Origin of the sequence: Centipeda felix (genome assembly GCF_900186465.1) — a bacterium.
GTDB lineage: Bacteria > Bacillota > Negativicutes > Selenomonadales > Selenomonadaceae > Centipeda > Centipeda felix.
In genome coordinates this window covers 377,218-396,506 of the sequence record NZ_LT891959.1, presented here as the reverse complement: position 1 = coordinate 396,506, position 19,289 = coordinate 377,218, and the positions used below count along the sequence as shown (strand labels likewise).

Here is a 19,289-nt window from a genome sequence, read left to right as displayed (position 1 = left end):
GTTGTTTCATACAATGAAGGTTACGGCAGAGCATGGGGAGAACCGTGAGGTCACTCTGACGATTGAAGTGGATCAGGACAAGCTGGAGCAGGCGACGGACGGCGCGGCAAAGCGTCTTGCGGGACGCGTGAATATCCCGGGCTTCCGCAAGGGAAAGGCACCGCGCAAGATTGTCGAGAATTTTGTCGGCAAGGAGGCCATTCTTCAGGAGGCATTCGAGAGCGTTGCACAGAAGGCGTTCGATGAAGCGCTGACCGAGCAGAACATGGAGCCTGTGACGCGCCCCGAGATCGACATCGTGACACTCGAGGAGGGCAAGGATGTCGTATTTACGGCAAAGTTCACGCAGCGTCCCGAGGTCACACTCGGCGAATATAAAGGGCTCAAGGTCGAGAAGCCTGCCGTCTCGGTTTCCGAGGAGGACATCGATCGTCAGATCGAGGGGATGCGCCAGCATCAGGGCACGCTCATCGACGCCCCTGCCGATGCCGCGGTCAAGAAGGACGACTTCATTACGCTTGATTTTGAGGGCTTTGTGGACGGAACACCGTTCGAGGGTGGCAAGGGCGAAGACTATCCGCTCCAGATCGGCTCGGGCTCGTTCATTCCGGGCTTTGAAGATCAGCTCATCGGTGCGAAGGTCGGCGAGGAGCGCGAGGTGAACGTCACGTTCCCCGAGGACTACCACGCGGAGAATCTTAAGGGAAAGGCGGCTGTCTTCAAGTGCACGGTGCGCAGTATCAAGTCGCGCGAGCTGCCTGAGCTGGACGATGCGTTTGCCAAGAAGGCAAGCAAGTTCGAGACGCTCGCAGAGCTGCGCGAGGACATCCGCAAGAACCTCCAGGAGGGGGCGGAGCGTCAGGCAGAGAATGAGCGCCGCACAAAGGCAATCGACATGGCGACGGACAACTGCACGATGGAGATTCCGCCCGTGATGGTCGAGAACCGCATTACGGCGATGATCCAGGAAATGGCGATGCGTCTTGAGCAGCAGGGAATGAGCCTTGAGCAGTACCTTCAGTACGCCGGGCTCGACATGGCGCGCATCCGCGACGAGTACCGCGAGACGGCGGAAAAGAACGTGCGCACCGATCTCATGCTCGAGGAGGTTGCCAAGGCAGAGGACATCAAGGTCGAGGGAAGGGATCTCGATCAGGAAGTCTACGCAATGGCTCTGTCCTATGGTGCGACGCCGAAGCAGGTTCAGAAGATCATCAAGGAGCAGGGGCGCGTCAGCGATCTTGCAGCGACGGTGTTGCGCAAGAAGACGGCGCAGTTCATCGTGGACAATATCACGGAGTAAGAAAGCTCCTGCGGGGAGGAACGTATGAGTTACTATGTACCGATGGTGGTGGAGACCTCCGGACGCGGGGAGCGTGCCTATGACATTTACTCCCGCCTGCTGAAAGAGCGCATCATCTTCCTCGGTGGACCGATTGACGACAGCGTCGCCAACGTCATTGTTGCGCAGATGCTCTTTTTGGAGTCAGAGGATCCCGATAAGGATATCCACCTCTATATCAACAGCCCCGGCGGTGTTGTGACGGCAGGACTTGCCATCTATGATACCATGCAGTACATCAAGCCGGATGTCTCCACGATCTGTGTTGGACAGGCGGCGAGCATGGGTTCGATTCTTTTGACGGCGGGTGCAAAGGGAAAACGCTATGCCCTCCCGCATGCCCGTATTATGATTCATCAGCCGCTTGGCGGCGCACAGGGACAGTCGACCGACATCCAGATCCAGGCGAAGGAGATCCTGCGCCTGCGTGAGGTCGGCAACGAAATCCTCGCGCATCACACGGGGCAGGATACAGAGAAGATCAACGTTGATACGGAACGCGACAACTTCATGTCGGCGGAGGAGGCAAAAGAATACGGCCTCATTGATGAGGTTGTCCTCCGACCAAAGGATACATCTGCTGACAGCAAGGCCTGAGGGGGTGTCATGCGATGAAATTTGGGGCGGACGACAAGGGTCAGCTCAAGTGCTCGTTCTGCGGTAAGACGCAGGAGCAGGTAAGGAAGCTCGTGGCGGGGCCCGGCGTCTATATCTGCGATGAGTGCATCGAACTCTGCAATGAGATCATTGCGGAGGAACTTGGCGACGATATTGATGTCGGACTCAAGGATATTCCGAAGCCAAAGGAGATCCGCCGCATTCTCGACCAATATGTCATTGGTCAGGATGAGGCGAAAAAATCGCTTTCCGTGGCGGTCTACAATCACTACAAGCGTATTCATGCCGGTCAGGGAAAGAACGAGGATGTGGAGCTGCGCAAGTCGAACGTCCTCATGATCGGTCCGACGGGCAGCGGCAAGACTCTGCTGGCGCAGACGCTGGCACGCATCCTGAATGTGCCGTTTGCCATCGCCGATGCGACCTCTCTCACGGAGGCCGGCTATGTCGGCGAGGATGTCGAGAACATCCTGCTGAAGCTGATTCAGGCGGCAGACTACGACATCGAGAAGGCACAGCGCGGCATCATCTACATCGACGAGATCGATAAGATTGCGCGCAAATCGGAGAACCCCTCCATCACGCGAGATGTCTCGGGAGAGGGCGTTCAGCAGGGACTGCTCAAGATCCTTGAGGGGACGACGGCCTCCGTACCGCCGCAGGGCGGGCGCAAGCATCCGCAGCAGGAACTCCTGCAGATCGATACGACGAACATTCTCTTTATCTGCGGCGGTTCGTTTGATGGCCTTGAGGAGATCATCGAATCGCGCCTCGGAAAGAAGCAGATGGGCTTCGGTGCCGAGGTGCGCTCAAAGCGCCGCGTTACCGTGGGGGCGTCGCTCAGCAAGATCATTCCCGAGGATTTGATGAAGAATGGGCTGATTCCCGAGTTCATCGGGCGTCTGCCTGTCGTAGTCACGCTGAACTCCCTCGATGAGGAGGCACTCGTTCGCATTCTGACAGAGCCGAAGAACGCTCTTGTCAAGCAGTTCCAAAAGCTGCTCGAACTGGACGGTGTGCGTCTGACGTTTGAGGAGGATGCACTGCACCTGATCGCGAAGGAAGCGCTGACGCATAAGACGGGCGCGCGTGGTCTGCGTGCCATCGTCGAGGGGATCATGCGCAACGTCATGTATGAGGTGCCGTCGATCCATGGCGTGACAGCATGTCAGGTCACGAAGGACGTCATTGTCAACCACAGTGACCCGATCCTCACCATCGACGGTGCGGGCGCACAGAAGATGGCAGCCGCCAATTAAAGGTCTCTGTGTTTCCTTTGACACATATCGACATACCAATGAAAGGAGCCTGCAGCGTGCGGTGCTCCTTTTTTCTATAGATGGAAGGAACGCGACCATGTCTGAAAAACAAACACTGCCGCTGCTTCCCCTGCGGGGACTTGTGGTCTATCCCCACATGATGGTCAACATCGACGTGGGACGCGATCGCTCCGTTGCCGCCATCGAGGCTGCGATTGCAGGAGACAGTCGGATTCTCGTCGTCTCACAGAAGGATCCGGAACTGGATGACCCGACGGCGGCAGACCTCTATGATGTCGGTGCAGTTGCGGAGATCCGTCAGTTTCTGCGCCTGCCCGAGGGCGTGCTGCGGATTCTCGTGGATGGACAGCAGCGTGCGGAGATCATGGAGATCCGCGAGGGGGAGACGTATGCGGAGGCGGATGTCCATGTGATTGACGAGGAGAGTGTGGAAACGCCCTCCACAAAGGATATGGAGGCACTCGTTCACGGGGTAACGAGCAAATTCGAGGAGTGGGTGAAGCTCTCTCATAAGATTCCGCCCGAGGCGCTGGTGTCGATCTCAATCATGGAGGACATGGGACGTCTGGCGGATATTATCGCGAGCCATTTGAGCCTGAAGCATGAGGTGCGGCAGGATATCCTTGCCACCATTGATGTGCGCGCACGCCTGCATCGTCTCTATGAGGTGCTCGTCTATGAGCTGGACATCATGGGGATCGAGCAGAAGATCAACCGTCGTGTACGTAAGCAGATGGACAAGGTTCAGCGCGATTTTTATCTGCGTGAGCAGATCAAGGCAATCCATAAGGAGCTCGGCGACGATGCGGATAAGTCCGCCGATGTGGATTGTTATCGCACGGCTCTCGCGGAGGGGGCGTACCCCGATGCCGTACGCGAGACCATCGAGCGTGAGATTCACCGCCTCGACGTCAGCCCTGCGATGAGTGCCGAGGTCGGTGTGATCCGCAGCTATCTGGACTGTCTGATCGAACTGCCGTGGATGCACACGACCAAAGAGACGGTCGATATGAATGCTGCGCGCGCTGTGCTCGAACGCGATCACTACGGACTCGAAAAGATCAAGGAGCGCATCCTCGACTATCTTGCCGTGCGTCAGCTGGCACCGGAGCAGAATGCCCCCATCCTCTGCCTCGTCGGTGCACCCGGTGTCGGCAAGACGTCGCTCGGAGCGTCGATTGCCCGTGCGATGGGGCGGGAGTTCATCCGTATCTCGCTCGGCGGCATCCGTGATGAGGCGGAGATACGCGGGCATCGCCGCACCTATGTCGGCGCGATGCCGGGCCGCATCATCGAGGGGATTCGCCGTGCCGGTACGAAGAACCCCGTTTTTCTCCTCGATGAGGTAGACAAGATTGCCATGGACTTTCATGGCGATCCTTCCGCTGCGCTTCTTGAGGTTCTTGACCCTGCACAGAACTGCACGTTCAGCGATCACTTCGTGGAGCTGCCGTTTGACCTCTCGCAGGTGTTCTGGATCGTCACGGCAAATCACCCCGCGCGCATTCCTGCGCCGCTGCGTGACCGCATGGAGATCCTGAACCTCTCGAGCTATACGGAGATGGAGAAGGTCGAGATCGCACGGCGGCATCTCCTGCCGCGTCAGCGCATACAGAACGGGCTGAAGGCAAAGGACATCCGCATCAGTGCAGGCGTCTATCCTGTGCTCATCCGCTCCTATACGCGCGAGGCGGGGGTGCGCGAGCTGGAGCGCGTCGTGGGTCAGCTCTGCCGCAAGACAGCGCGGCGCATCGTCGAAGGGGAGACGCCGCCCATCGCCGTGACGAAGGCGAATCTTACGGAGTTTCTGGAACGTCCGAAGTACCATCCGGCGCGGCAGGAGAAGAAGCCCCTCGTCGGTGTCGTCACGGGGCTTGCGTGGACGGAGGTCGGCGGCGACGTGCTGCGGACGGAGGTCAACATCCTGCGCGGGAAGGGCAAACTCATCCTCACGGGGCAGCTCGGCGACGTGATGCAGGAATCGGCACAGGCGGCACTCTCCTACGTGCGCAGCCGTGCGGATGCGCTCCATCTGGCAGAGAACTTCTACGAGACGGACGACATACACATCCATCTGCCCGAGGGGGCGATTCCGAAGGACGGCCCCTCGGCGGGCATCACCATGGCGACGGCGATGATCTCAGCACTCACGGGGCGCAAGGTGCGCGCCGATGTCGCTATGACGGGGGAGATCACGCTGCGCGGAAATGTGCTGCCGATCGGCGGGCTGAAGGAGAAGACGCTCGCTGCCTATCGCGAGGGTGTGCATACCATCGTCCTGCCGCAGGAAAACGAACGCGATATCGAGGATATTCCCGATGCGGTGCGTGCGTCACTTGAGTTTGTACCCGTAGCGCACATGGACGAGGTACTGAAGGTCGCGCTGTATAATTAGGAGGTGCAGCATGTCTGAGCCGGTTGTCATTACAAAGGCTGCCTATCTTGCCTCTGCGGTACGGCGCGATCAGTACCCCGAGGAACAGCGTCCCGCGGTCGCCTTCATCGGACGCTCCAATGTCGGGAAGTCGTCTCTCATCAACTCCCTGACACGCATTCGCCAACTCGCCCATGTCTCGGGGAAACCGGGGAAGACACAGACGATCAACTTCTATGAGCTGCTCATGCGCATCGACGGTGGGGAAGAGCGGCATCCTGTACACCTGGTCGATCTGCCGGGCTATGGTTATGCCAAGGCGGCGCGTGAGAGCCGAAAGACATGGGCAAAGTTTATCGAGGAGTACTTTCTCCATGCAGAGAATCTGCACTTTGTCTGTCTCCTGCTCGATATTCGTCATGCCCCCATGCCCTCCGACAGAAAGATGTTTGAGTGGCTCGTATCGCATGATATACCTGTGCTGGTCATCGCCACGAAGGCGGATAAGCTTGGGCGCACGGCACGGCAAAAACAGCTGTCCCTGATGCGCAGGACGCTCGATGTTCCCGATCTTTCGATTCTGCCATATTCCGTGCCGAAAAACGAAGGGCGTACGGAACTCCTTGACGTGATGAAGGAATATCTGTTAGAATAGGCACGTAAAGAAGTGAATCGCATTCATTTTTGTGCCTGTGTCCTATGATACGATTGTCCATGAGCAAGACGATCCGATACCGGTGCATGAAGATGGTGCACGGTATATGGGAGAGACTTCAATGGCAGAACTGACAGAATTTGACAAACGGCTGCTGAACCTCCTGCAGGGCAACCTGCCGGTGTGTTCGCGGCCGTTTGCGCGTCTCGCCGAGATGCTCGGAACGACGGAGGAGCATGTGCTTGAGCGGCTGGACGCCCTGAAGGCGGACGGATTTTTGCGGCGCATTGGGACATTTTTCAACTCGGAACGCCTTGGCTATCAGGGGACATTGATCGCGTTGTGTGTGACACCGGAGCAGCTTTCGTCCGTCGCACAGGCGGTCAATCGCTATACGGGCGTGACGCATAACTATGAGCGCGAGGGTAGGTATAACCTATGGTTTACGCTCATGACATCGTCGCAGGCGACGGAGGAGAAGATCATCGGAGAGATCAAGGCGCTGCCCGGGGTGGAGCGTCTGATGGACCTGAAAGCGAATAAGAAATATAAGATCAACGTGCAGTTTAAGCTGAACTGATGCAGGAAGGAAGGCATATCTATGAGCGAAGCAATCGAGGTCGATGCTCTCGACCGTAAGATCATCCGCCTCCTGCAGGGGCAGTTTCCGCTTGTCGCCGAGCCGTACAAGGCACTCGCGGTGGAAATCGGCATCAGCGAGGAGGAGTTTCTGCAGCGTGTGGAGCGTATGATTGCAGAAAAGAAGATCCGGAAGATGGGCGCGGTTCTCCGTCACCGCGAGGTCGGCTTTACGTCCAACTGCCTCTGTGTTTGGAATGTCCCCGACGCGCGCGTGGACGAAGTGGCGCGGCGGATGGCGCAGCACGAGCGCGTCTCCCATTGCTATGACCGCAATCGTACGGCGGATTGGCGCTATAATGTCTATACGATGATCCATGGTTTCAGCCGTGAGGAGTGCGAGAAGATTGCAGAAGAACTCGCAGCCGCGACGGGCATCGAGGATCGCGCGATGCTCTACACCAAGAAAGAGTGGAAGAAGACATCGATGCAGTACTTTGTGGAAGAGTGATATGGATAGAAAAAACCCGAAGGCTTTTATCTTGAGCCTTCGGGGGTTCTATGTTTTTTAGGGAATCACTGATAAAATGAGGTCTGCCAGATTGGCGTAGATTTTTTCGTCCGAACGAGGTGGAAAACCGGACGCAGAGTGGTGCTCTGTGGAGGATTTTCCGCCGAAGTGCGGGCAAAAAAGATGCGTCAAGATGGTTGTACCGAATTTATCAGTGCTTCCTTAGAGTGCAATCACCTGATCGTGGAGTGACTTGAGCTGCTCCTCGGAGGGGACGTAGAGGATACGCACCTTGTCCATGGCGATCTCGCAGCCGCCCGCCTTCAGCTCGTCCTCGATCTGCTGTATGCTCTGCCCGCCCCAGCCATAGGAGCCAAAGGCGAAAGCCTTACGTCCCTTCGGTGCGAGCCCCCGCATATAGCAGAGGAAACCGCCGATGGTCGGGAGCATCGTATTGTTGAGCGTCGGCGAACCAACGGCGAGATAGCGGCTCGTGAGGATATCCGTCATGATGTCCGCATGGGAGTTCTTCTTGATGTCGTAGTAGCCGACGGAGTAACCCTTGTCGATGAACGCCTCAGCAATCGTATGCGCCATCGCCTCGGTGGAGTGCCACATGCTGTCGAAAACGATGACGGCGCGCTCCTCTGTCTCGCCGCTCGACCACTGCTTATAGCGCTCGATGATCTCAGGGATATGGGAACGCCAGATAATGCCATGTCCCGTGGCGATCATCTCCATGTCGAGCCCGTGCAGTGCCTTGAGTGCCGCCTTTGCCTGTGCTCCGTATGGGAAGAGAATGTTGGCGTAGTATTTTTTTGCCTCCTCACAGAGGATAGCGAGGTCATTCTCGTCGTCGAAGCGCTTGCCCGATGCCAGATGCTGCCCGAACGCGTCGTTCGAGAAGAGAATCTTCTCCTCAGGGCAGTAGGTGACCATGCTGTCGGGCCAGTGCAGCATCGGGGTCGGGATGAACTGCAGGGTGCGCTTGCCGAGCGAGATGCTGTCGCCTGCCTTGACGGTCTCATAGGGGAGCTCTCCATAGTAGGCGCGCAGCCCCTTCAGTCCGTTCGGCGCACTCGTGACGATCTTTGCGCTCGGCGCGAGGGAGGAGATGAGGGAGACACCGTAGGAGTGATCTGGCTCCACGTGATTGGAGATGACGCAGTTGATCTGCGACGGATCGATCACGGAGGAAATGCGCGCGAGCATCTCCTCCTCAAAGCCGTGTTTGACCGTATCAATCAGAGTGATCGTATCGTCGATGATGAGGTAGGCGTTGTATGATGAGCCGCGCTGCGTATCGTAGCCGTGGAAGCTGCGCATGGACCAGTCGATGGCGCCGACCCAGTAGATATTGTCACGGAGTTTGATGGCGTTCATAAAAGACTCCTTTCAACCATAGGATGGATTAACAGAGAATAGACTTAAGCTATAGAAATAATCTATATATTATAAAAGTATTCTAGCGTAAAACCCATTCTTTTGCAACCGCAAATTGCCCTCAACCCTGTGATGATGGGCGTCTTGTGACGCGTTTTCTTGACAGATGATTCCGTCTGTTGTATAATAATCATGACGAAAGCTGTGTATAATTGGGATAAAACAACCAGAAGAAAGAGGACTTTTGATGCAAGAAAAGGTTCTAGTCTTTGATACGGAGACGACCGGCTTTCGCAGTGATGATGAAGTACTGACCCTCGCTGTTGTGAATGGCGTGGGTGAGACGATGGTCGACGGTATGTATGCGCCGGCGCGTAAGGCAGAGTGGCCGGATGCCGAGCGCATCAATCGCATATCGCCGGCGATGGTCGCGGGCTGTGACCCCATTCTCGCACATCGTGAGGAGCTGGAACGTCTCTTCAATGCGCCGGACACACTCCTTGTCGGCTATAACATCGAGTTCGATATTCGCCTTCTGGCGCAGTCGGGGATCCGCATTACGAACCCGAACCGTCATGATGTGATGCTTGCTTTTTCGGCGTTCCGCAAAGTCCCCGATGCACGGCGCGGCGGCTACCGATGGTGGAAGCTGACGGAGTGTGCGGACTACTACCGCTACGACTGGGGAAACACGGTGGCGCACGGCGCACTCGCGGACACACTCGCGACGCTCTTCTGCTACCAAAAGATGAAAGAGCCGGTCTATGAGGAACAGAGCCTGTTTGATTAATTTGATTAATATGCAGGGAGGCATGCTGTATGGCAAAGAAAAAGAGCCAAACGGAGACGCCGATGCAGTCGATGCGCGAGCGCAAACAGCAGGAGTTCGAGGCACGGCTTCAGCGCGTACGAAAAGCGCGCAGCACCTATCAGCGTAAGATCATCGGCGGTATCGTCGTTGCCTTTATCCTCCTCATCATTGTGTGTGCTCTGCTTCCGTCCGGCGATCGAGCCTATGATGGCCGATGGAATAAGGATATCAATGAAGGACAGGCGGGTATTTTGCAGAGTTTGCGGAACAGTTTTAAATAGGTCTTGCTATTTTCTCAAAACCGCGTATTCTTATAGGGTATACGCGGTTTTTTTGTTGGAGGGGTTGTTTGCATGAAATTTCAAGAGGTTATCCTCACACTGCAGGAGTTCTGGTCGGGGCAGGGCTGTATCCTCGCCCAGCCCTATGATGTAGAAAAGGGCGCAGGGACGATGAGCCCGTGGACGTTCCTGCGCGTTCTTGGGCCAGAGCCGTGGAATGTCGCCTATGTGGAGCCCTCGCGCCGCCCGGCGGACGGACGCTATGGAGACAACCCGAATCGTCTCTATCAGCATCATCAGTTCCAGGTGATCATGAAGCCGTCGCCGGACAATATCCAGGAACTTTACCTTGAGAGCCTTGCCCGCCTCGGCATTCACGCGGAGGAGCATGACATCCGCTTTGTCGAGGACAACTGGGAGTCGCCGACGCTGGGCGCGTGGGGACTTGGCTGGGAGGTCTGGCTGGACGGGATGGAGATCACGCAGTTCACGTACTTCCAGCAGGTTGGCGGTCAGGATGTAAAGCCCGTCTCCGTGGAGATCACCTATGGGCTTGAGCGTCTTGCCATGTATATTCAGGGCGTAGAGAACGTCTATGACATCGCGTGGACGGATGATGTGACCTATGGCGATGTGTTCCACCAGAATGAGTTTGAGCAGTCTTCGTATGCGTTCGATCTCTCGGACGAGAAGCTGCTCTTTGACCTGTTCGACAAGTACGAGGCGGAGGCGGTGCGCGTCATCGAGGCAGGCTATGTGCATCCGGCGCATGACTACGTGCTGAAATGCTCGCATACGTTCAATCTGCTCGACGCGCGCGGGGCGATCAGTGTCTCCCAGCGGACGGCGTTCATCGGGCGCGTGCGCAAACTCGCGCGTCTCTGCGCGGAGGCGTATCTCGCCCAGCGTGAGGAACTGGGGTATCCGCTGTTGAAAAAGGAGGGGAAGGCATGAAGCGGGATCTGTTATTTGAAATTGGAACGGAGGAGATTCCGGCACACGTGATGCCACACCTCCTGGAGGATTTGGCACAGCTGGCGGAGACGATGCTGAAGGAGCACCGCCTTTCCTATGAGAAGGTGCGCACGCTCGGCACGCCGCGCCGTGCCGCCCTCATTGTGACGGGGCTCGCAGAGCGGCAGGAAGACGTCAATACGGAGACGCGCGGCCCATCCGTCGCCATTGCCTTTGATGCGGACGGAAACCCGACGAAGGCGGGCGCGGGGTTTGCGCGCGGACAGGGCGTCGATCCGTCCGCCCTCATTCAGCGTGACGGCTATGTCTATGCCTCCGTGCATGAGAGCGGTGCAGCGACGGCCGAGCTTCTGACCTCGCTCCTGCCTGACCTTGTGCGTGCGATTCCGCTGCCGAACAGTATGCGCTGGGGGGATCTGGACTTCCGATTCATCCGCCCGATTCGCTGGTTCGTGGCACTCTACGGGACAGAGATCGTGCCCTTTACACTTGCCGGAGTGACGAGCGGGAATCACTCGCGCGGGCATCGGACGCTCGCACCGGCGGACTTCGTGATCACGTCGGCGGCGGACTACGAGGCGGCGTGCGAGAAGGCGTATATCATCGTCGATCCCGAGCGGCGGCGCGCCATGATCTGCGAACAGATCACAGAGACGGCAAAGGCGTGCGGCGGCACGGCGGAGATCACGCCCGACCTCCTCGAGGAGGTGCTCTATCTCGTGGAGTATCCGACGGCGCTCAGCGGCTCGTTCGAGGAGAAGTATCTGGCGCTCCCCGCCGAGGCGGTGATTACGCCGATGCGCGACCATCAACGCTATTTCCCCGTCAAGGCGGCGGACGGCAGCCTACTGCCCGCTTTTATCACGGTGCGCAACGGTGGGAAGGCACATCTTGATGTCGTGGCACACGGCAACGAGCGCGTGCTGCGGGCACGTCTTGCCGATGCGCAGTTCTTCTTCGATGAGGATCGCAGAAAATCCCTTGCAGAGCATCGGGAAAAGCTCAAGACGGTCGTGTTCCAGCGGGGGCTCGGATCGATGTACGAAAAGACGGAGCGTCTCACGGCGCTCACGACGGCGATTGTCGAGGAGATGGCGGCGGGTGATGCGGATGGCACCGCTCTCGCCGATGCGCGGCGTGCCGCCGAGCTCTCGAAGGCCGATCTCGTGACGGGCATGGTGACGGAGTTCACGGAGCTGCAGGGGATCATGGGACGTGAGTACGCCCTGCTCGATGGGGAGAGCCCTGCTGTTGCGCGTGCCATTGACGAGCAGTATATGCCGCGTTTTGCGGGGGACGAGCTGCCGCAGACGCCGCTCGGCGTTGCCCTCAGTGTAGCAGATAAGATCGACAATATTGTCGGGACGTTCAGCCAAGGCAGGATTCCGACGGGCTCGCAGGACCCCTTCGGGTTGCGCCGTCAGGCGCTCGGGCTCGTTCTCATGTTGATCGAGCAGGAGAGCACGATGCTCCTCTCCGACCTTGTCGATGAGGCGTGTGATCTCTACGACCTTGAAGAATTTCGGGATAAGATGCAGGTCTATGTGGCGGACTTTATCCGTCTGCGCCTGAAGAACGTCCTCAGTGAGCGCGGTGTGCGCTACGATGTGCAGGAGGCGGTGCTGGGCGATGTGGATCTTGTCGCAGATGTCCCCGTGCGCGCCGCCTATGTGGAGCGTCTGCTCGCATCGGAGGGGGGCGATGCGCTCGTGCAGTCCTTTGTCCGTGTCGGGAACATCGCCCGCGGCGTGACGGGCGGCGCAGTGGATCCCGCGCTGTTCCAGGCAGAGGAAGAGGGCGCGCTGCTCTCCGCCTATCAGGCCGCGGCGGCTGCACGCGCGGAGGGTGAGGACACGCTTCCCGCCGAGCAGGCACTCGGGAGGGCGATCGACACATTCTTCGATGCGGTCATGGTCATGGACAAGGATGTGCGCATCAAGGAAAATCGTCTGTCGCTCCTCAAGATGATCGACGACTATCTGCTGGAGATGGCAGACTACAGCAAGATCGTGCTGAACTAGGGAAGCACTGATAAATTCGGTACAACCATCTTGACGCATCTTTTTTGTCCGCACTTCGGCGGAAAATCCTCCACAGAGCACCACTCTGCGTCCGGTTTTCCACCTCGTTCAGACGAAAAAATCTACGCCAATCTGGCAGACCTCATTTTATCAGTGATTCCCTAACAAATAACGCTGCTGTACGAAGGTCTTTCTATCTTCGTACAGCAGTTTTTTATCGGAGGGGTGATGATGGTATGCGGGTGAAGATGTGCGGCATGCAGACCGCAGCAGCGGCACGCGCGGCAGAGGAGGCGGGAGCGGACTACATCGGGTTCATCTTCGCGCAGGGCAGTCGGCGTTATGTTGCGCCGGAGACGGCACATGAGATTGCGCGGGAGATGCAGCGCGTGAAGAAGGTCGGCGTCTTTGTCGATGCACCGATGGCGGAGGTGAACCAGATTACCGATGCCGTTGGGCTGGACTATGTGCAGCTGCACGGGCACGAGACGGCAGAGATGGCACGCATGGCAGAGCGCCCCGTGATCAAGGCGTACCGCTATGGAGACGACTTCGATGCAGAGGCAGCGAACGTCTATCCTGCGGAGATCATTCTCGTTGACAGCTACGTCAAAGGCGCAGCAGGCGGCACGGGACTGGCGTTCCATTGGCAGGAAGCGGCACGGGAGATTGCGCGCGTTACGAAGCCCGTGCTGATCGCAGGCGGCATCACGGCCGCGAATGTCAGGGAGGCCGTCGAGACCTTTCATCCATTCGGCATTGATGTATCGGGAGGTCTTGAGGAGGACGGCGTGAAATCCAAGGCGAAAATCACAGCGTTTATGGAGGCGGTGTGTGCGCTTCGGTAATCCGTTTGTCCCGCACGAACACGAACGGTACAAGTGATCGTGTGCGTCCTCGCATTGACAAATGCCGCATTCTCCTCTAAGATAGACAAATACGCCGAAAGGCGCAGAATGAATCATCTGAAGGAGGTGCACAATGCGCGACATACTTGCTGAAATCGTGGCGAAGAAGCGCGGCATTGTCGCGGCGGCGAAGGAGGCCATGCCGCTCGATGTACTGAAACGGGACCTGTCCTGTGGGACGTTCCGTATGGCGGAGCACTTCCGATGGCATGGGTGGGGGCTGATCGCTGAGTGCAAGCTGCAGTCGCCCGCCAAGGGACGGCTGACAACGGCGCACACGGTCACGGAGCTCGCCGATATCTATACGGCGGCAGGCGCAGCCGTGCTCTCCGTGCATACCGATCCGCATTTTCTCGGCAGCAACGCGGATTTTTCCGCCGTACGTGCACGTGTGGATACACCTCTCCTGCGCAAGGATTTTATCATCGATCCCTATCAGGTCTACGAGGCGCGTGCGTTGGGCGCGGATGCCGTTCTGCTGATTGTGCGCATCCTCACGCCGGAGCAGCTGAAAGAGCTGCTTTACCTGACGTGGAGTCTTGGGATGGACGCTCTTGTAGAGGTGCACGACCGCCATGATTTGGAAACTGCACAGGAAACGCCGGCAGAATTCATCGGCATCAACAACCGCAATCTCGTGACCTTTGAGACGAGCGTGGAGACGACGCTCGCCCTCCTGCCCTACGCAGACAAGAATCGTACGCTCATCAGCGAGAGCGGCATCTTTGCCCGTGCGGATGCGGAACGCGTTCGTGCGGCAGGGTGCAAAGGCGTGCTGGTCGGAGAGGGATTGGTGCGTGCGGCGGATGTCGGGGCGTTTGCAAGAGAACTGGTTGATGTTGAGACGAAGGAGCAATAATATATGAGCAAGAAGGGACGATTCGGCGACTATGGCGGGCAGTATGTGCCCGAGATTGTGATGCCGGCACTGAATGAGCTGGAAGAGGCATATCTGAAATACCGTGACGATGCGGCGTTTCAGGCGGAGTACCGCAGCTACCTCAAGGAGTATGCAGGGCGTCCGACGAATCTTTATTTTGCCGAGCGGCTGACGAAGCACTACGGCAAGGCGGACATCTATCTCAAGCGCGAGGATCTTCTTCATACGGGGGCGCATAAGATCAACAATGCGCTCGGCCAGGCACTCCTTGCACACCGCATGGGCAAGAAGCGCATTATCGCAGAGACGGGCGCGGGGCAGCATGGTGTGGCGACGGCGACGGTGGCGGCACTCTTTGGAATGGAATGCCGCATCTTCATGGGTGCACTTGACGTGGAGCGGCAGAAGCTCAACGTGTTCCGTATGCGTCTGCTCGGCGCGACGGTCGTCCCCGTATCGAGCGGTACAGGAACGCTGAAAGATGCAACGAGCGAGGCGATCCGTTACTGGGCGACAAACATCACGGATACTTACTACGTCATTGGCTCCGCTGTCGGGCCTCATCCCTATCCGATGATGGTGCGCGACTTCCAGAAGGTTATCGGTGAGGAGATTCGCGCACAGGCAGAGGAGAAATTCCACGCGAAACCCGACTATCTCGTCGCCTGTATCGGCGGCGGGAGCAACGCCATCGGTACGATCTATGATTTTCGCAATGATGCCGACGTGAAGAAGTTCTGCGTCGAGGGCGGCGGGCGCAGCGATGCGGACGGCGACAATGCCAAGACGCTCAGCGGCGGCGGTACGCCGGGCATCCTGCACGGAGCGTACAGCAACCTCCTGCAGAATGAGGACGGGCAGGTCATTGAGGCGTACAGCATCTCAGCAGGGCTCGACTACCCCGGCGTTGGTCCGGAGCATTCCTACTTTAAGGACGAGGGCATCGTCACCTATGTCTCCGTGACGGACAGAGAGGCACTCGACGCATTCCAGCGTCTCTCGCGCATCGAGGGGATCATTCCCGCGCTCGAGAGCTCGCATGCACTGGCGTATCTGGAGACGCTGATGCCCAAGACCAAGGCGGGCGAGCGCGTTGTCGTCTGTCTCTCAGGACGCGGCGACAAGGACGTGCAGATGGTGGCAAAGGAGCTGGGGGAGGACATCGCATGAGCAAGCGGATGAATGAAAAACTCGCAAAGCTCCGCGCCGACGGGCGGACAGGGCTTTACATCTACGTGACGGCAGGGTGCCCCAGTGCGGAGGCAACCGTGGACATCGTACGCCGTGCCGAGGAGGCGGGCGCCGATCTCATCGAGCTCGGCCTGCCGTTCTCCGATCCCATGGCGGATGGCCCCGTGATTCAGGCGGCAAGTGTCGAGGCACTGAAGAACGGCATGACGATGAAGAAGGCACTTGAGATCGTCAAGGAGATCCGCAGACACTCGGAGATCCCCATCGTCGGCATGGGCTACATCAACATGGTGAACCACTATGGGTTTGAGCGTTTTGTCACGGACTTCAAGGCAGCGGGGATGGACGGCGTGATCCTGCCCGATGTTCCGCACGAAGAGTCGGAGGAAATGCGCCGCATCTGCGATGTGCATGACTTTACACTGACGGAGTTCATCACGCCGGGAACGACGGAGGCGCGCATGGCGGAGACGTGCCGTCATGCGGCGGGCTTCGTCTACTGCGTCTCGAACTATGGTGTCACAGGCGTCAAGGAGATCGACTACAGCATCATCGGGAAGGTCTGCTCTGCCGCACGCCGCTATACGAATATCCCGCTTGCCATCGGCTTCGGCATCGGTACGCCCGAGGCTGCCGCACGCGCCGCAAAGCAGGCAGATGGTGTGATCGTCGGCAGTGCAGTCGTCAAGCACATTCTCGACGGTGATATCGACGGCGGCATCCAGCTGATCGCTGCGATGCGCAAGGCACTCGATGCTTAAGGGAACAATATTGCCCACCGCTGTGAAGTCGGTGGGCTTTGCCATGTGAAGGGAGATCCTATACCATGAAGTATCTGATTGATTCGGCAAATCTCGATGAGATTCGTGCGCTTTCGGAATATCTGCCGATCGCCGGTGTAACCAGCAACCCGAGCATCGTCAAGAAGGAGGGGAGTGTCCCGTTCTTTGCCCACATGCGTGAGATTCGCTCCATCATCGGAAAGCTTCGCCCCCTGCATATTCAAGTGACGGCGACGGACTATGACGGGATGATGCGCGACGCAGAGGCGGTGTTTCGCCATGTTGATGAGAAGGTATTCATCAAGGTTCCCGTCGACTTTGAAGGGGTCAAGGTCATCAAAGCCCTTCGCCGTCAGGGGGCAAACGTGACGGCGACGGCCGTCTACGGGATGGATCAGGCATTCATGGCTCTGGAGGCTGGCGCGGACTGCATTGCCCCGTACTATAACCGCATGGAGGCGCTTGGCGTCGATGCAGCGTCTGTGATCGGGAATATTGCCGGCATTATTGCCCACTACGGCTATGAGACAGAGATTCTTGCGGCGAGCTTCAAGCAGCCCGCCCAGATCGATCGTGCAATTCTCGCAGGTGCGCATTCCGTCACCGTGGCGCCTGATGTTCTGCGCGGCATCTTTGTCAAGCAGGTCGTTGCAGATGCGGTGCAGGCATTCTCCGACGATTGGACGGGGCTCTACGGCGGGAAGACACTCGCGGAGCTGGCAGACGAATGAGATCGTACCAATAAGGCAAAGAAGAGCGGCTGCACGCCCCCATCGGCTCGCTATGCTCGCCACTCCCTCAAAGTGCGGGGGAAGCTATATGCTGTTATTCCCAAAAGCCTTCCCCGTTATCACGGGGAAGGGGCACAAAGAATGGGCTGTTGTACGAAGTTTTCAGCTTCGTGCAACAGCCCATTGTCAAATTTGCCTGCTTACGCAGGCGGTTCATCGTATTTCTCATACTCCTCATACTGTGCCGCATGACGCAGCTCTGCGCGCGCGGTGGCGGCATGGAGGGTATTGAGCGCCGCAAATGGGGCGAACTGCCCCGCACGGTCGTGCCGTGACATGGGCGGATGGGTGCGGGAGATCGGCCGCGCAAGATGGATGATGTCATCGTAGTCATGGATATTTCGCTGCATGGTCGTGCCTCCTTTTATCCGTGCGTACGCTATGCTTTGTGTCCGCCGATCTGCCCGTTGCGCTGATGCATGGTTGCCCCGTCGATAAAGTTTGCCCCGCGCAGGATGGCATTCTTCCCATAGGCCTGCTTGATGGCAACAACGGCGGCATGAAGTGCCTTTTCCTTTTCCTGTGCACGACGCTCCTTCGCCGTCAACACAGTGCCTGCGGCCTCGTCGGCAGAGAATAGATCCAGCTGCTCCGCATCAGTACTGTGCTGCTCAAGCGTCCGAAGGTGCTGCGCAGAAATCGTGATGCGTCGGATGAGCAAATGCGGGTTCACAATCGTATCGTAGAGATGGGTCAATGCGTTCATCAATGCACGCGGCGGCGCACCGCGCTCCACGGTGCAGTGCCCATGTGACGGCCACGGGACACTGCGGCCGTATCGATCTGTCCGAATACGGCCGTGGTAGAGAGAACGGATCTCCGGGCGGGTGAGGGACTCCACATCGTAGCCGATGGTCAGCTCAATGCGGTCACAGGTGAGGTGCTTTACGGCGAGATCGTGCGCGAGCGCATCCGTCATCTCCCACACGACGAGACGCGCCTTGTCAGTGGCGTATGGCATTTGCAGCACCTGTCCGTGGTGGATGCTGCGCGACTTGGGGCGATAGTGCTTGATGTCCTCCATGCGCGTCGTCTCGATACCCCAAGCGTGGTCGATGAGTAGCTCTGCCTGTACCCCAAAGAGACGATAGAGCAGATCCTCGTTATAGTGCTCAGACGCCTTGCCGAGGGAACAGCGTGCAATATCGCCCATGGTATAGAGGCCGTTTGCCTCGAGCTTTGCAGCGTAGCCCCTGCCGATGCGCCAGAAGTCCGTGAGCGGGCGATGCGCCCAGAGCGCCTGCCGATAGCTCAGTTCATCCAGCTGTGCCACACGTACCCCGTCCGCATCGGGTTTCATGCGCTTGGCGACGATGTCCATGGCGATCTTTGCTAGGTAGAGATTCGTCCCGATGCCGGCGGTCGCGGTAACACCGGTCTCCTGCAGTACCTCGCGGATGAGGCGCAGGGCAAAGTCGTGTGCGGAGATATGCAGGGTGTCCAGATAGCTCGTCGCGTCGATGAACACCTCGTCGATGGAGTAGATGTGGATGTCCGCCGGCGCGATATGCCGCAGATAGACCTCATAGACGCGCACGCTGTATGCGACGTAGAGTGCCATGCGCGGCGGGGCGATGTGGTAGGCGATGCCGAGGTGCGGAGATGCGGCGAGCTCTGTCGCATCCGTTGTCTCACCCGTGAGCCTGTGCTGCGGCGCACGGTATTTCCGCTTGGCGTTTGCGTCCCGCACGGCGCGGACGACCTCAAAGAGGCGCGGGCGTCCGCCGATGCCGTGCATTTTGAGCGCAGGGGATACGGCAAGGCAGATCGTTTTCGTCGTGCGGCTTTCATCTGCGACGACGAGATGCGTCGTCAGCGGATTCAGACCGCGCTCGATGCATTCCACCGAGGCATAGAAGGATTTTAGATCGATTGCGATGTAGGTGCGGTTCGTCATGCGGTATCCC

The 19,289-nt window shown here is 58.2% G+C and carries 19 protein-coding genes; 16 read left to right on the top strand and 3 right to left on the bottom strand.

What is annotated here, in order from left to right:
* The first annotated feature begins 13 nt into the window (after positions 1–13).
* From tig to ahbB, 7 genes are all read left to right on the top strand, one after another.
* The gene (gene tig / locus C1713_RS09260) at positions 14–1,303 is read left to right on the top strand and encodes a trigger factor (protein ID WP_061943856.1); all 1,290 of its coding nucleotides are present in this window, start codon (positions 14–16) and stop codon (positions 1,301–1,303) included.
* Positions 1,304–1,327: 24 nt separating this feature from the next.
* Positions 1,328–1,939, top strand: a complete 612-nt coding sequence (gene clpP, locus C1713_RS09255; RefSeq protein WP_009442697.1) for an ATP-dependent Clp endopeptidase proteolytic subunit ClpP — start codon at positions 1,328–1,330, stop codon at positions 1,937–1,939.
* A 14-nt stretch (positions 1,940–1,953) separates the two neighbouring features.
* Positions 1,954–3,219 (top strand): ATP-dependent Clp protease ATP-binding subunit ClpX, encoded by a 1,266-nt coding sequence (clpX, locus tag C1713_RS09250; RefSeq protein WP_050343407.1) that lies wholly within the window; start codon positions 1,954–1,956, stop codon positions 3,217–3,219.
* A gap of 97 nt (positions 3,220–3,316) precedes the next feature.
* Complete coding sequence (lon, locus tag C1713_RS09245; protein ID WP_009442695.1) at positions 3,317–5,635, top strand: endopeptidase La; 2,319 nt, start codon at positions 3,317–3,319, stop codon at positions 5,633–5,635.
* A gap of 10 nt (positions 5,636–5,645) precedes the next feature.
* Positions 5,646–6,269: a ribosome biogenesis GTP-binding protein YihA/YsxC gene (gene yihA, locus C1713_RS09240; protein ID WP_009442694.1), complete on the top strand. Its 624-nt coding sequence runs from the start codon at positions 5,646–5,648 to the stop codon at positions 6,267–6,269.
* 121 nt (positions 6,270–6,390) lie between these two features.
* On the top strand, positions 6,391–6,849 hold the full coding sequence (gene ahbA, locus C1713_RS09235) for a siroheme decarboxylase subunit alpha (protein WP_245871085.1): 459 nt from the start codon (positions 6,391–6,393) through the stop codon (positions 6,847–6,849).
* Between the two features lie 21 nt (positions 6,850–6,870).
* On the top strand, positions 6,871–7,359 hold the full coding sequence (ahbB, locus tag C1713_RS09230; protein ID WP_102493725.1) for a siroheme decarboxylase subunit beta: 489 nt from the start codon (positions 6,871–6,873) through the stop codon (positions 7,357–7,359).
* Between the two features lie 222 nt (positions 7,360–7,581).
* Here the strand turns inward: ahbB and C1713_RS09220 are convergent, their stop codons facing one another.
* The gene (locus C1713_RS09220; protein ID WP_050343412.1) at positions 7,582–8,742 is read right to left on the bottom strand and encodes an FprA family A-type flavoprotein; all 1,161 of its coding nucleotides are present in this window, start codon (positions 8,740–8,742) and stop codon (positions 7,582–7,584) included.
* 247 nt (positions 8,743–8,989) lie between these two features.
* Here C1713_RS09220 and C1713_RS09215 point away from each other — a divergent pair, with 247 nt between their 5' ends.
* The 9 genes from C1713_RS09215 (at position 8,990) to C1713_RS09170 (ending at position 17,322) form a co-directional block, all read left to right on the top strand.
* Positions 8,990–9,532, top strand: coding sequence for a 3'-5' exonuclease (locus C1713_RS09215; RefSeq protein ID WP_050343414.1), 543 nt, complete (start codon positions 8,990–8,992; stop codon positions 9,530–9,532).
* A gap of 29 nt (positions 9,533–9,561) precedes the next feature.
* Positions 9,562–9,834 carry a cell-division initiation protein gene (locus C1713_RS09210; protein ID WP_102493724.1) on the top strand — a complete coding sequence of 91 codons (273 nt, stop codon included), beginning with the start codon at positions 9,562–9,564 and terminating at the stop codon, positions 9,832–9,834.
* A gap of 72 nt (positions 9,835–9,906) precedes the next feature.
* Positions 9,907–10,788, top strand: a complete 882-nt coding sequence (glyQ, locus tag C1713_RS09205) for a glycine--tRNA ligase subunit alpha (RefSeq protein WP_006691372.1) — start codon at positions 9,907–9,909, stop codon at positions 10,786–10,788.
* Entirely contained in the window at positions 10,785–12,830 is a 2,046-nt protein-coding gene (gene glyS, locus C1713_RS09200; RefSeq protein ID WP_102493723.1) for a glycine--tRNA ligase subunit beta, read from the top strand. Before glyQ ends, glyS begins: the two co-directional genes overlap by 4 nt.
* Positions 12,831–13,066: 236 nt before the next feature.
* Positions 13,067–13,678, top strand: coding sequence for a phosphoribosylanthranilate isomerase (locus C1713_RS09190; protein ID WP_102493722.1), 612 nt, complete (start codon positions 13,067–13,069; stop codon positions 13,676–13,678).
* Positions 13,679–13,811: 133 nt separating this feature from the next.
* The gene (gene trpC, locus C1713_RS09185) at positions 13,812–14,597 is read left to right on the top strand and encodes an indole-3-glycerol phosphate synthase TrpC (RefSeq protein WP_102493721.1); all 786 of its coding nucleotides are present in this window, start codon (positions 13,812–13,814) and stop codon (positions 14,595–14,597) included.
* 3 nt (positions 14,598–14,600) lie between these two features.
* Positions 14,601–15,788: a tryptophan synthase subunit beta gene (gene trpB, locus C1713_RS09180; protein WP_009442685.1), complete on the top strand. Its 1,188-nt coding sequence runs from the start codon at positions 14,601–14,603 to the stop codon at positions 15,786–15,788.
* On the top strand, positions 15,785–16,570 hold the full coding sequence (gene trpA, locus C1713_RS09175; protein WP_009442684.1) for a tryptophan synthase subunit alpha: 786 nt from the start codon (positions 15,785–15,787) through the stop codon (positions 16,568–16,570). Before trpB ends, trpA begins: the two co-directional genes overlap by 4 nt.
* 65 nt (positions 16,571–16,635) lie before the next feature.
* Positions 16,636–17,322 carry a fructose-6-phosphate aldolase gene (locus C1713_RS09170; protein ID WP_009442683.1) on the top strand — a complete coding sequence of 229 codons (687 nt, stop codon included), beginning with the start codon at positions 16,636–16,638 and terminating at the stop codon, positions 17,320–17,322.
* Between the two features lie 200 nt (positions 17,323–17,522).
* On the opposite strand, the gene C1713_RS09165 is transcribed toward C1713_RS09170, so the two are convergent.
* On the bottom strand, positions 17,523–17,732 hold the full coding sequence (locus tag C1713_RS09165) for a hypothetical protein (RefSeq protein WP_009442682.1): 210 nt from the start codon (positions 17,730–17,732) through the stop codon (positions 17,523–17,525).
* 29 nt (positions 17,733–17,761) lie between these two features.
* Complete coding sequence (locus C1713_RS09160; RefSeq protein ID WP_102493720.1) at positions 17,762–19,279, bottom strand: Y-family DNA polymerase; 1,518 nt, start codon at positions 19,277–19,279, stop codon at positions 17,762–17,764.
* Between the last annotated feature and the right edge of the window lie 10 nt (positions 19,280–19,289).